Annotated in this window: 15 protein-coding genes; 14 read left to right on the forward strand and 1 reads right to left on the reverse strand. The window is 30.2% G+C overall.

What is annotated here, in order from left to right:
- Positions 1–114: 114 nt before the first annotated feature.
- The 10 genes from ftsE (at position 115) to ACWJJT_RS13835 (ending at position 8,533) form a co-directional block, all read left to right on the forward strand.
- Positions 115–801: a cell division ATP-binding protein FtsE gene (ftsE, locus tag ACWJJT_RS13790; protein WP_462955112.1), complete on the forward strand. Its 687-nt coding sequence runs from the start codon at positions 115–117 to the stop codon at positions 799–801.
- Positions 791–1,687 (forward strand): permease-like cell division protein FtsX, encoded by an 897-nt coding sequence (gene ftsX / locus ACWJJT_RS13795; protein WP_462955113.1) that lies wholly within the window; start codon positions 791–793, stop codon positions 1,685–1,687. Before ftsE ends, ftsX begins: the two co-directional genes overlap by 11 nt.
- A gap of 344 nt (positions 1,688–2,031) precedes the next feature.
- The gene (locus tag ACWJJT_RS13800) at positions 2,032–3,240 is read left to right on the forward strand and encodes a S41 family peptidase (protein WP_462956781.1); all 1,209 of its coding nucleotides are present in this window, start codon (positions 2,032–2,034) and stop codon (positions 3,238–3,240) included.
- A gap of 252 nt (positions 3,241–3,492) precedes the next feature.
- Positions 3,493–4,791 (forward strand): PDZ domain-containing protein, encoded by a 1,299-nt coding sequence (locus ACWJJT_RS13805; RefSeq protein ID WP_462955114.1) that lies wholly within the window; start codon positions 3,493–3,495, stop codon positions 4,789–4,791.
- A 1,056-nt stretch (positions 4,792–5,847) separates the two neighbouring features.
- Positions 5,848–6,366: a hypothetical protein gene (locus ACWJJT_RS13810; RefSeq protein WP_462955115.1), complete on the forward strand. Its 519-nt coding sequence runs from the start codon at positions 5,848–5,850 to the stop codon at positions 6,364–6,366.
- On the forward strand, positions 6,356–6,556 hold the full coding sequence (locus tag ACWJJT_RS13815) for a helix-turn-helix transcriptional regulator (RefSeq protein WP_462955116.1): 201 nt from the start codon (positions 6,356–6,358) through the stop codon (positions 6,554–6,556). Before ACWJJT_RS13810 ends, ACWJJT_RS13815 begins: the two co-directional genes overlap by 11 nt.
- 404 nt (positions 6,557–6,960) lie before the next feature.
- On the forward strand, positions 6,961–7,461 hold the full coding sequence (locus ACWJJT_RS13820; protein WP_462955117.1) for a DUF3990 domain-containing protein: 501 nt from the start codon (positions 6,961–6,963) through the stop codon (positions 7,459–7,461).
- Positions 7,461–7,703, forward strand: a complete 243-nt coding sequence (locus ACWJJT_RS13825; protein WP_216302623.1) for a hypothetical protein — start codon at positions 7,461–7,463, stop codon at positions 7,701–7,703. Before ACWJJT_RS13820 ends, ACWJJT_RS13825 begins: the two co-directional genes overlap by 1 nt.
- A gap of 1 nt (position 7,704) precedes the next feature.
- Complete coding sequence (locus tag ACWJJT_RS13830) at positions 7,705–7,929, forward strand: DUF3791 domain-containing protein (RefSeq protein ID WP_216302624.1); 225 nt, start codon at positions 7,705–7,707, stop codon at positions 7,927–7,929.
- 376 nt (positions 7,930–8,305) lie between these two features.
- The gene (locus ACWJJT_RS13835; RefSeq protein ID WP_462955118.1) at positions 8,306–8,533 is read left to right on the forward strand and encodes a helix-turn-helix domain-containing protein; all 228 of its coding nucleotides are present in this window, start codon (positions 8,306–8,308) and stop codon (positions 8,531–8,533) included.
- Positions 8,534–8,747: 214 nt separating this feature from the next.
- Here the strand turns inward: ACWJJT_RS13835 and ACWJJT_RS13840 are convergent, their stop codons facing one another.
- Positions 8,748–9,083, reverse strand: a complete 336-nt coding sequence (locus tag ACWJJT_RS13840) for a YnfA family protein (protein WP_216302625.1) — start codon at positions 9,081–9,083, stop codon at positions 8,748–8,750.
- A gap of 163 nt (positions 9,084–9,246) precedes the next feature.
- Here ACWJJT_RS13840 and ACWJJT_RS13845 point away from each other — a divergent pair, with 163 nt between their 5' ends.
- The 4 genes from ACWJJT_RS13845 (at position 9,247) to ACWJJT_RS13860 (ending at position 12,434) form a co-directional block, all read left to right on the forward strand.
- Positions 9,247–10,050, forward strand: coding sequence for a lipid II flippase Amj family protein (locus ACWJJT_RS13845; protein WP_462955119.1), 804 nt, complete (start codon positions 9,247–9,249; stop codon positions 10,048–10,050).
- 211 nt (positions 10,051–10,261) lie between these two features.
- On the forward strand, positions 10,262–11,041 hold the full coding sequence (locus tag ACWJJT_RS13850) for a hypothetical protein (RefSeq protein WP_462955120.1): 780 nt from the start codon (positions 10,262–10,264) through the stop codon (positions 11,039–11,041).
- A 107-nt stretch (positions 11,042–11,148) separates the two neighbouring features.
- On the forward strand, positions 11,149–11,934 hold the full coding sequence (locus tag ACWJJT_RS13855) for a thymidylate synthase (RefSeq protein WP_375294772.1): 786 nt from the start codon (positions 11,149–11,151) through the stop codon (positions 11,932–11,934).
- Positions 11,934–12,434 carry a dihydrofolate reductase gene (locus tag ACWJJT_RS13860; RefSeq protein ID WP_462955121.1) on the forward strand — a complete coding sequence of 167 codons (501 nt, stop codon included), beginning with the start codon at positions 11,934–11,936 and terminating at the stop codon, positions 12,432–12,434. The genes ACWJJT_RS13855 and ACWJJT_RS13860 overlap by 1 nt, the downstream gene beginning before the upstream one ends.
- Positions 12,435–12,510 lie beyond the last annotated feature (76 nt).

Raw genomic sequence — 12,510 nt, forward strand, 5'->3', positions numbered from 1 at the left:
TAATATTCACGGAAATTTTATATTATAAATTATTACAGGCTTAATCAGTATGTTATAATGTTATTGATGAATTTAATGAAACAAATTACATAAGTATGGTAAGGAGAGTTTAATATGATACAATTTAAAAAAGTAACTAAGATATATGATAACAATGTAACGGCTTTGTCGAATATTGACATAACTATTAAAAAAGGGGAATTTATATTCATTGTAGGTCCTAGTGGAGCAGGCAAATCTACTTTTGTTAAGATACTTTTAAAAGAGGTAGAACCAACTACAGGAAGTATTATTATAAATGATATGGATATAACAAAATTACCTAGGAAAAAGGTGCCCTATCATAGAAGAAAAATTGGAGTGGTTTTTCAAGATTTTAGATTAATTGAGTCTTTAAATATTTATGAAAATGTTGCGTTTGCACTAAGGGCTACAGAGTGTTCTGCAAGGGATATTAAGAAAAAAGTACCTTATGTTTTAGATTTAGTTGGATTATCAAAAAAATATAAGGCTTTTCCTCATGAGATTTCAGGTGGAGAGAGACAAAGGGTTTCACTTGCAAGAGCTATAGTAAATAATCCTACTTTGCTAATAGCGGATGAACCAACAGGAAATTTAGATCCTGAAACTGCATTAGGTATTATGGATATTTTAAATGATATTAACAAGGCTGGTACCACAGTAGTTATGGCAACACATGCAAAAAATATAGTAGACTCTATGAAGAAGAGGGTAATAGCTATAGAAAAAGGTGTTATAGTTAGAGATGAGCAAAGGGGAAGATACGGTTATGAAGATTAGTACAATTAAAAATTTTGTTATGGACGCTTTAAAAAGCTTAAAAAGAAATAGAACCGTTAGTATAGCGTCAGTGGCTACGGTGGCAGCTACTCTATTTATTCTAGGGGTGTTTTTATTAATTGTTTTTAATGTTAACGCAGGAGTTCAAGAACTAGGAGCTAAGTTAGAGGTGGGAATTTATCTTAAGGATGATATAACAGTAGCAGATAAATTAGCTGTTGAAAATGCTTTAAACAAAACACCGGGAGTAACAGATGTTAGGTTCGAAGATAAGAACGATGCACTAGAAAAAGTAAAGAAACAATTTGGGAAAGATAGCCAAGCCTTAGTACAAGGATTTGAAGAGAAAAACAAAAACCCTTTTCCGACTGCATATGTTGTAAGTGTTACCAAACCTGAAGTAATAAATGATGTGGTTAAGAATGCTACAGGATTAAAAGGCATAGAGGAAATTAAAGATGTCAGACAATATGTTGATAAAATTGTAAAGATAACAAATACTCTTAAAATAATAGGAATTGCATTATTTGCAGTTTTAATAACTGTTTCTTTATTCTTAATAGGAAACACAATTAAACTTACAGTTTACTCTAGAAAAAAAGAAATAGGTATTATGAAATTTGTTGGTGCTACGGATTGGTTTATAAGATGGCCATTTATTATCGAAGGTATGATTTTAGGTTTAGTAGGAGCACTTATTTCTACTGGATTACTATATTATGCTTATAAAATGGCTTTCTTAAAGGTTACTAATGGATTATTAGGAGCGACTCTTATAAACCCTCATATGATATTAAGTACTACTTTATGGCAATTTATGTTGGGTGGCTTAGTTATTGGAGCCATAGGAAGTTCTATATCAATAAGAAAATTCTTGATTGTATAGTATAAAAGCATCTTCTGCGAATCTGCACAGCTTCGCAGAAGATGCTTTTACGACTTCAAAAGGAGATCTATGATTTCACTAAATTTCTGTATTTATTATAGTATGTAACATATACTTATAGAAAGGGAGAACTATCCTTCTGAAATGTCTTTAAATCTATTTATTTTCTTATTAGTGTTATAAATATATTATATTTACATAAATAATATATAGAGAATATATAGATAATATATAGAGAATAATATATAGTGAATAATAAAGAGGTGTATAAAATGGGCGATGAAAATAAGCCTGAAAAGTTTAGAGTTTTAGAAAATGGTAGTGGAAAACCTAAAGCAAAGAAAATGAAGTGTATTATATGGATTATAGTTTTAGTACTTATTACTAATACCATAACTTTATTTGTCTCAACTCAAATTTCACTCGGTATTCCAAATGGAAAAGTAGCTATTGGCAGAGAAGCTTATGACCAGGTATTAAAGTTTCAAAAACTATTTTTAGTCAGAAATAAATTGTATGAGTACTATGATGGCAAAATTAGTGATGATGTTTTAGTTGAAGGAGCGATAAAGGGCATGACTGATTCCCTAAAGGATCCTTATACAACTTTTATGAACAAAAAAGAGTTTTCAGACTTTAATTCTCAAACACAAGGAGCTTATACTGGCCTTGGATTACAAGTGGGAGTTAAAGACGATAAGATAGTTGTAATTGCACCCTTTGATGGATCACCAGCTAAAAAAGCAGGATTAATTTCTGGAGATGTTATAGAAAAGGTTAATTCAACAGAAGTCTCTGGAAAAGAACTAGAAAAAGCTGTTACAATGATGAAGGGCAAAGCAAATGAGTCAGTTACCTTAACTATTAATCGAAAAGGAAAAGGTAGTTTTGACATTAGTATGAAACGTGCTAAGATCGACTTGATAACAGTTAAAGGCGAAATGCTAGAAGGTACGGTTGGGTATATTCAGCTTACAATGTTTGATGAGAATACTGCTAAGAATTTTGAAAGCAAATTATCGGAATTACAAGATAAGGGTATGAAGAGTCTAATAGTAGATGTAAGAGGAAATCCTGGCGGACTTTTAGATCAGGTTGTAGATTTAACATCTAACTTTGTACCTAAAGGAAAGGTTATTGTATCTACAATAGATAAGAATAAGAGGAAAACTGAAGATAAATCTAAAGGAGGCCTCGCAATAGGCATGCCATTAACAGTATTAACAGATGAAGGTTCAGCAAGTGCATCAGAAATTTTTGCAGGTGCTATAAGGGACTACAAAGTTGGTACTTTAGTGGGAGAAAAAACCTTTGGTAAAGGCATAGTTCAAAGGATGTTTTACAGAAGCATTGATGGTTTTGATGATGGTACAGCATTAAAAATTACTATATCAAAATATTATACTCCAAGTGGTGAGAATATACATCATATTGGAATAAAACCAGAAGTGCCGGTTGTGTATCCACAAGAACTTAAAGAGAAACCATATGATAGAACTTTAGATCCGCAGTTTAAAAAAGCTTTAGAGATAGCTAAAGATAAAATCAAATAATAAAATAAAAGTATCTATTTAAGTATCTACCAATGAATTTGGTAGATACTTGGTTTTTAACGACATTTCAGAAGGGAAGTCTCCTACTTCTATAATCGTAAGTTATATATTATAACAAATAGAAGTTCAGTGGGAATATAAATCACCTTCTGGAGTCGTTAATATTGAGCACCGCAGGTGATGATTTGACTACATTTTAATAGCTTATAATATTACGTGTTTCATAGTGATATGAAAGGAGAATTTTAATCAATGGAAATTGCAATACATACTTTAAGAGCAGTTGCGTTTGCAATTGTCGACCCTTCAAATTCTTTTATTTTAATAATAATCGCAATAATTTTTTATAATAAAAATAAGAAGACTGCAGCTATGCAGAAAATGATAATTGGAGAAAGTTTAGATTCACCTTTTGAACTAACTATATCTCAAATTGTAATAGGAATTTTTGCCGGTGCTGTAGCAAGTCTATTATTTACATTTTCAGGGTTAGTTTTTGATGAAAATTCAAATGTTTATTTATTGTTTATGGTGTCGTTATTTTTTATGGCATTTAAGCCTAGATATATTTGTTTTTCTTATTCTGGTGCAGTTCTGGGAATGGTGAGCCTGGTGTTTAAATATGCATCAAGTACATTACATATGCCACAATTGAATATTATAAACATAGATATTCTGACTTTAATGACATTGATCGGAATATTACATATTATAGAGGGAATCTTAGTAATGATAGATGGGTCAAGAGGAGCTATTCCTGTGTTTACTAATAGAGATCAAAAAATTATTGGTGGGTTCGCCTTGAAAAGATATTGGGCACTACCAATTGCTTTACTTATACTTTTAAGCGCGTCTTCATCAGAATTAGCGGTTGGGCAGAACTTCATGATGACTGAGTGGAAGGGTTTAATAAAAGGGGATATAGTCAATCGAATTGTAAAAAACTCTGTTATAGCTTCTATGGCATTGTATGGAGTTATTGGATATAGCAGCATTACATTTACAAAGCTTAAGAAAAGGAAGGCGCTTACTTCGGGAGCATTAGTACTTACTTATGGTATAGCGCTAACAGCTGTATCACAATTATCAGTATTAGGGACAGCTTTTCAATTATTTATTTTGATATTTGCAGCTATATTGCATGAGGCAATGCTACGACTAGAAAAATACATGGAGCTAACTTTAAAACCAAAATTTATGAGTAGTGAAGAGGGAATTATGGTGCTGGAAGTAGCGCCTAAGTCTCCTGCTTTTGAAATGGGGATTCAAAGTGGAGATTTAATAGTGCAGATGAATAAGCATAAAATAGAGGATGAAGAAGAACTTATTAACATAGTTAAAGGGAAGTTTAATTCAATAAATCTTAAAATTAAAAAACCTTCTGGAGAACTAAAAGATACTAGTTATAGCAGTATGGCTGGAGACAAAAGACTAGGAATAGTTATTGTACCAAGGGAGTTACCAAAAGATACTGCTATAGTAAAAGTGGATAATGAAACCTTTAAAGATGTGATGAATAAAGTGAGAAATAAAGAAAAGGATAAGAAATAGAAAAAGTATGAAGTTTCTCCTACGTGCCTTGCAAACGAACTAAAAACTAGAAATTACATTAAGAAATTCTAATCTTTTGCTTATATAAAATTCTTTAACGCTCATATTCGGCGTCTTGCCTCAGGTTCGCTAGCTTGCACTTCCTGTGCAAGCTTACAAGAATTTTATGCTCGCAAAAGAAGGGTTTCTAAATTGAATTTCAATAGTTTTGTCGTTTCTTATTGCAAGTCATTCCGGAGAAACTTCATACTTATTATTTTATCTCTTAGTAAAGCCTGAATGATAAAAATGATCTCAAAAGAGTGATATTGAATAAATACTTTAGATATGTTAAAATTAGTTAAAATTAAATTAAATTAGGTGTTTATTATTGTTAATAAATACTGATTTTAGTGAGGCGACTATGAAAAAAAAATATTATTTTGAAAAAATCAGTACAATAGTATGTTTATCGTTAATTTTATTTTCCACCTGGCAACAATTTCGATATAACCATACTACTTTAATTGTTGTATTCGTAATTGTGTATTCGTTACTAAAAAATAAATTTTTTAAAAATGCAGAATATGAGAATAAAAAAGATTATATTTTTAATATAATAAATATACTTTTACTTTTACCAACTTTATCTTTGATTATCTATATGGTGGTTTATAGATAAAAGAATATTATATTTTGTTGGTGGTACTAAGTTAAGCTTTATTTTAAAGGAGAATTTTTTGAAAGGCCTTTAAAATAGGCTTTTTTTAATTGTAACGGAAGTCCAAGCAGTACTTCCGTTACAATTAAAGAGACTTAAATAAAACAAATTCTATATTATTAGAACTGTTTTACATACCTCCAACCACTTTAAAAAAAAGAATTTCTAATATTTAAAAATTCTCAATTCCACTGCAATCAATGACACATATGCAGGATGAGAATATATTATAGCAGTGGGAGACTTTCCTTATGAAATGTTGTTAAAGGTAATAAATGTAAAAAAACATTGACATTTATCTAAATATTATTACAATAAAATGTAAAGATGTATTAACATTTAGGAGGGATTTAGAAATGATTTTAAGAGAAGATGAGCGTGTACAAAACTCTAAACGCATTGCAGTTCGCTATACTTATTTATTTGAAATACTGGGTATATCGGTTTTATGTATTCTATCAATTATGTATAAGAATTTAATATTGATGCCACCTTTATATTTATTTAACTCTTCTATTTATGTTTCAATTTCACTTGATCCACTTATAGCCTTTATAGTGAATACACAAATTTTGTTTATGTTTGCTGCTCAAGCAATATTCAATAAGCGTTTTGGAGGAAAGAGGGAATCATTAATTAGTGGAACTGCTGGATTCAGATTTATGGATGAAAGGGAGCGGAAAGTATCAGATAAAGCTATCAGTGTAACTTTTCTTTATATTAATATATTTATTATCATATGGGCTGTTATTGACATTTTCATTAGTGGAAAATTAGGATTACCTCTTATAATAATTGGAGTGGTATTCATTATTTATAACATAGCTAAAGGGATAATACTTCACAACTTCAAAGAGAAATATCATGAAAAATAGCATCAAAGAACATCGTAAAAGTTATAAATTAACGCAAGAGGAATTGGCTAATAATTTAGGGGTTACTCTCCAAACAATTATAGCTATAGAAAATGATAAGTATAATCCAACATTAGAATTAGCTATGAGGTTAGCAAAGTATTTAGATGTTAGAGTTGAAGAGCTGTTTATATTGAAAGATAAGGAATAGAGATAAAGACAAACATAAAGATCAGTATTAAATTTTTCTTAGAGAATGCTATAACGAAAAGTATATATTGCTGGAATGCGCTCACGTCGCTAAGTGTCCGAACACATTCTACGCAATATATACTTTTGTTAGCATTCTCTAAGAAAAAGATCTAATTTTAAAATCAATATTATATTTTTTATTATCGCCGATGCGTATGGTATCAATAAAATCAATGATTAAGAGAATCATTAAATTTTTCGCTTTGTTACGGTATGTAACTCCCATTATTAGTAAAATATATTGTGGCTAATATGTAGAAAACATGTTATGATTTTATTATAAGTTGTATATATTATTAAAAATATACTTGCTGAGTTAAAAAAAGAAAATAGATTAATACAAAAGGTTATAGGAGGACGTGTATGATTGTATACCATGGTAGCAATGTGATTGTTGAGAGACCTATTTTATTAACACCAAAACGAACATTGGATTTTGGTACAGGTTTTTATACAACAACAAATAAAAATCAGGCAATAAGTTTTGCCCATAAAGTAATGCTTAGAAATGATAGTAAAACTAAAGTAGTTAGTATGTATGAGATTGATTTTGACAACATAAAAAATATAGTTGAAGTGCTAAAATTCGATGAGCCTGATGGAGACTGGCTGGATTTTGTTTTTTCTAATAGACAGGGTATGTATAGCGGAAAACAGTATGATGTGATAATTGGAGCAGTAGCTGATGATACTATATATAGGGTTTTCAGTTTGTATGAAGCAGGACTCTTGGATAGAGAAGAAACTCTCAAGAGATTGAAGATTAAAAAATTATATGATCAAGTTACCTTTTGTACAGAGAAGGCATTGACATATTTGCATTATATTGGTCAGTTAAATACTGATATAGAGGAGGATATATGATGAGTGAATCGAAAGAATTTCAAGCTATTTTACAAGTGATCGTATCTCGCTTGGTACAAATAATTGCCAAAGAGATGAATATTTCTGATAAGGATGCATTAAATAATTTTTATTCATCAAAGCTTTATGAAAAGCTGGAGCAAGAGGAGACGAAAGTTTGGCATTTAAGTGTGCCTACCCTTTATAGTCTCTATGTTGAAGAAATAAAAACAGGTAAAATTATTTTTCCAGAGGAGGCATAAAATGGAACAAAAATTAGACTTTTTAGTATATTGTATAGAAAATTATAAAAATGAAAAAGGTTTAAAAGGCAAGGAAGCTTTAGAGTTTTTTAACAGATATCGTGTTTTTGATTATATTGATGCGAGCTATGAAGCTTTGCATACCACTGGAAGAGAATATATTATAGAAGACCTTAGTATTTACATTAATTCAAAGCAAAAGGTTGATTCAGGGATTGCACATTAATAATTTAAAAATTTCAGAGCCTTAGAGAATGCTATAACAAAAAGTATATATTGCTGAAATGCGCTCACGTCGCTAAGTGTTCGAACGCATTCTACGCAATATATACTTTTGTTAGCATTCTCTAAGAAAAAGAATTAAGTCTAAAAATCCACATTATGCTCTTTCCATTTTTAATTTTAGTGGGTACAGTTACTTTTGAGTAATTATTACCATGAAGAGAGTAAGAGAAAAACGGTATTAGCGAAGAGTAATTATATTAACAAACAGTCGCTTTTAGGTTGCTATAGTAATTGCAACCGTAAGTTGACAAGAAAGCAAATGGAAATTGCTAGTATGCTAGCTGATGTTAGGGTATTATTTAGGTGGGGTGATGAAGTTGAGTTTTTCAGAAAAATTGCAAACGTTAAGAAAAGAAAAAGGTTTGTCACAAGAACAACTAGCAGGGTTATTAAAGGTATCTCGTCAGTCAATTTCGAAATGGGAATCTGGGCAAACATATCCAGAGATAAATAAACTGATAATATTGAGTGATTTATTTGAAATAACGTTAGATGATCTAGTAAAGGATAAAAATATAGGGTGCACTGATAGTGTAGATGATTAAGATGAAGGTGAAGAATATGATAGGCTAATGATTGGTTGTATGATGTTAGGAACAGCCATTGGATGTGTTACAGGGAATTTTATGTGGGCAACAGCAGGTGGGTTTCTGGGGCTTGGAGTTTCTCATATCCTTAAAGAATTCAAAAGAAAAATTTAAGATAATAAGAAACTGCACTAATTTTTTTGATGCTTATTAAAAAAGACAATAATTTTTTTTATCCTCTTGGAGCATACATAATGATAATAACCCCAATTAGTGCAATGCCTCCGCCAATTAAATCAAATCTGTCTGGGAGTACGTTATCAACTTTCCATCCCCACAAGATTGAAAGGACAATAAATATTCCCCCATAAGTTGCATATACCCTGCCAAAGTTAGCATTTTGAGGCTGTAGTGTAGGAATAATGCCATATAATATCAATAATATCGAGCCTACAATTCCATACCAAAGACTTTTACCCTCGCGTAAAAATAACCAAACAAGATATCCTCCGCCTATTTCAAATATACCTGCTAGCACAAAATAGAAAACTGACTTTATAATTTCCAAATGTATATCTCCTTACCCATTTATGATTTTAAGACACATTTAGATATTATATCATATACATGTTTAATGATAATGATATTGGAAATGTTTATTGAAATTCGATATAATGAAACAAAGACGTAATAGTATATTAAGAAAAATTAAGGAAGACGGAGGGGAGTATATGTCTAAACAAGTAATAATTGTTTTAATTCTTACGGTTATCATTTCCATAATTTCAACACTGGCCTATTCTGTAAGAATTGTTGGTGTACGAACGGGAAGAATAGCGGTATCTTTTGCGGTATTTAATATTTTTTCGTTAATTTCTAGAACTGCAAATACAGTACAAGCACCATTACTAGCTAAAAGGATTGAAGAGACTATAAAAGCCGGTGACCCTCAAAGTTTATTATCTACATTTAGATGGATTCTATTTTCTACAACAATAGCAACAATTATTGGCGCAGCACTCATGCCAACATTTATAAAAATTTTTGGAAAACTTGTAGAATCATTTAGTTATAATCGTTCTATAGCTAAATTGTTATTACACTCGTTTTCAAAATCAGGAATAGAGCAGTTTAAAAGTAGTGTTACAAAACCTAGAAAAGAAAATTTGGGACAATTTAAAAGTTTTAAAATGATACCTAAGAAAATAGTTTTAATTAACACCATAGCCTTTTCAATAGCAACTGTTGGTGTTTTAGCATCATTGTATGCAGGATGTTTAAATCCAGAACTAAGAAGTACATGCAGTACATTATCAGGTGTGATAACGGGCATGGCAGCAATACTTATGGTTATATTCGTAGATCCATATATATCGATTCTGACAGACGATGTACTAAAAGGAGAATGTAGTCAATTGCAATTTGATAGATGTATAATATTTATTGTTGGAGGATTAATAGTGGGTACTATTTTAGCCCAGCTTTTATTAGTTCCAGCAGCACATATAATATCTTTTATAGCCAAAGCAATTTAAAATAAAATTTAAAAACACGAATCAACAATTTTTATTTATAAAAAAATGACAAGTGTGTTGTTTTGATGAGGGAAGAGTATGTATGATATAAAGGCATACTTTATGTTATAATTAAAACTCAATTGTAACTTAATATATCATAATATTAAAAAAAATTCTTTGTTTAGATTCTAAAATATAAAATATAATTTGTATGAAAGGTGAAATTCTAATGAAGAAAAAGCATCTATTAATAATAGCTTTAATAATTAGTTTGATATTTGGGGCTTATAATTTTCTTAGTTTAAAGCAGCAAGAAAAAACTGCGACTGAATCATTTATATTCAGTTTATCTGACGCCCAATATTGTTTTGCACAGGACTATAGTAAACTAAACGAGAATGAAAAAAATTATTATTATATAATGGCATCATCTAACCTACATACAGCTTTGAATTTATTAAATTCGACTTCGTATGCTAATGTTGAGAATAGTAATGAATTATTTAACGCGATAAATGAACTTAATTCCTGTATATCAGAAAATAATACAACTAATAGTAGGTGGAAAGCTGTTACTGAAAAGAGGGAACTTATATATAATTATTTACATTATATAGTTATAAATCCTAATGACAAAAGTAATTGCAAAGCACTTTCTAGACTTGCAAGTAATTTACGTTTAGACATTGAAGATGTTTTAATTAAGTATGAAGGTAAGAGTCCAAATTGGGCTGTAGGGTATAAAATCGATGGTAATGAAAACTCACATGACACATATTATACATTTAAGTACACTGGGATAGATGGTAATTTGGTAAAAGATGTTAAGTACTCTATAGATACGTATAATGAAGGAGAAAGTGGCGAATTTAAAAATCATAATAGTAAGGTGCATGCTGGCAAATTGAAACTGACGGCAGGACTTCCAAAAGCTACTGATAGGGATATGTTAGTTAAGATAGAGTGGAATGGGAAAAAAGAGTCGTTAATATTAAAAAAGTCTAAATAAGGGTTGAGCTATATAATAAAAAAGAAATATAGAAAGGAAGTGAATATTTAGTGGGCTTGGATACTTAATGGATACTTTCTCACTAATGATAAATTATGTCAAATGAAATGGATAGACAATATATTAAAATGGCAGAGAAAATTATTAAAAAAGGATATTATGACCAAAATCGTACTGGGGTTGCAACTTTAAAACTTCCTCACCAAATTATGCAATTTGATTTAGAAGAAGAATTTCCAATATTAACGACTAAATTTGTTGCATTTAAAACTGCAGTAAAAGAATTGCTTTGGATTTTCAAAGACCAATCTAATGATGTTAAAAAACTTCAAGAACAAAATGTACATATATGGGATGAATGGGCTTTGGAAGATGGCACAATAGGGAAGGCGTATGGGTTTCAAATAGCTAAGTATCACCAAATTGATACACTTATTGAGGCTTTAAAAAAGAATCCTCAAGACCGAAGAATGATGATGAACTTATGGAATATAGAAGATCTTCCTGAAATGGCGCTTCAACCTTGCTGTTTTTTAACTATGTGGGATGTAACTGATGGAAGGCTGAATTGTATGTTAATACAAAGGTCTGGAGATACGGCCCTCGGAATTCCATTTAACACAAGTCAATATGCATCATTAGTTCATATGATAGCACATGTTACAGGACTCAAAGCAGGATTATTTACTCATGTTATAAATAATGCACATGTATATGAAAATCATATTGAAGGTTTAAAATTACAGATTTCAAGAAAAGAAGAAGCTTTAGAAGCACCTAAGATTTGGATTAATCCAGAAATTAAAAGCTTTTATGACTTTACACCTGAAGATGTTAAACTAATAGATTATAAACACCTTGGGAAAATAAATATGGGGAGTGTGGCTGTATAATGCTTACGTGTATTGTTGCTATTGGAGAAAATTTTGCTATAGGGAAAAATAATAAATTACTTTGGCATTTTTCAAAAGATTTAAAAAGATTCAAGCAGATTACAAGTGGAAATACTATTATAATGGGAAGAAAGACATTTGAGTCTCTTCCGGGTATTCTTCCTCAAAGACACCATATAGTTATTACTCAAAATAAGAATTTTGTAGTAAATGATGAACGAGTTACTGTTTTAAATTCTAAGGAAGAATTATTAGAGGCTTTAGAAGACAGTAAAGAATATTTTGTTATAGGTGGAGGAGAGATTTATAAGTTATTATTGCCCCATTGTAGTAAAATACATTTAACAAAAGTGCATAAGGAATATGATGCTGAGGTATTCTTCCCAGAGCTGAATTATTTGGAGTGGAATATTAGAGAAGAAGAAACTGGTTATATTGATGATGATAAAACAACACCATACAGTTTTTTAACACTGGAACGTATTACTTTAGTAAAATAATAGTTTATAAAATAACAAAATGACTTAGAGAAATCTAAGGTATTTTGTTATAATGTTTTCAATTACATTATATATT

The sequence above is a fragment of the Clostridium sp. CM041 genome (assembly GCF_055081035.1).

Bases quoted from the DNA above. Each gene is read 5' to 3' on its own strand.
- ACWJJT_RS13845 (WP_462955119.1), top strand. From the start codon at position 9,247: ATGTCTAAACAAGTAATAATTGTTTTAATTCTTACGGTTATCATTTCC.
- ftsX (WP_462955113.1), top strand. From the start codon at position 791: ATGAAGATTAGTACAATTAAAAATTTTGTTATGGACGCTTTAAAAAGC.
- ACWJJT_RS13805 (WP_462955114.1), top strand. From the start codon at position 3,493: ATGGAAATTGCAATACATACTTTAAGAGCAGTTGCGTTTGCAATTGTC.
- ACWJJT_RS13810 (WP_462955115.1), top strand. From the start codon at position 5,848: ATGATTTTAAGAGAAGATGAGCGTGTACAAAACTCTAAACGCATTGCA.
- ACWJJT_RS13860 (WP_462955121.1), top strand. From the start codon at position 11,934: ATGCTTACGTGTATTGTTGCTATTGGAGAAAATTTTGCTATAGGGAAA.
- ACWJJT_RS13825 (WP_216302623.1), top strand. From the start codon at position 7,461: ATGAGTGAATCGAAAGAATTTCAAGCTATTTTACAAGTGATCGTATCT.
- ftsE (WP_462955112.1), top strand. From the start codon at position 115: ATGATACAATTTAAAAAAGTAACTAAGATATATGATAACAATGTAACG.
- ACWJJT_RS13830 (WP_216302624.1), top strand. From the start codon at position 7,705: ATGGAACAAAAATTAGACTTTTTAGTATATTGTATAGAAAATTATAAA.
- ACWJJT_RS13850 (WP_462955120.1), top strand. From the start codon at position 10,262: ATGAAGAAAAAGCATCTATTAATAATAGCTTTAATAATTAGTTTGATA.
- ACWJJT_RS13855 (WP_375294772.1), top strand. From the start codon at position 11,149: ATGGATAGACAATATATTAAAATGGCAGAGAAAATTATTAAAAAAGGA.
- ACWJJT_RS13815 (WP_462955116.1), top strand. From the start codon at position 6,356: ATGAAAAATAGCATCAAAGAACATCGTAAAAGTTATAAATTAACGCAA.
- ACWJJT_RS13800 (WP_462956781.1), top strand. From the start codon at position 2,032: ATGAAGTGTATTATATGGATTATAGTTTTAGTACTTATTACTAATACC.
- ACWJJT_RS13820 (WP_462955117.1), top strand. From the start codon at position 6,961: ATGATTGTATACCATGGTAGCAATGTGATTGTTGAGAGACCTATTTTA.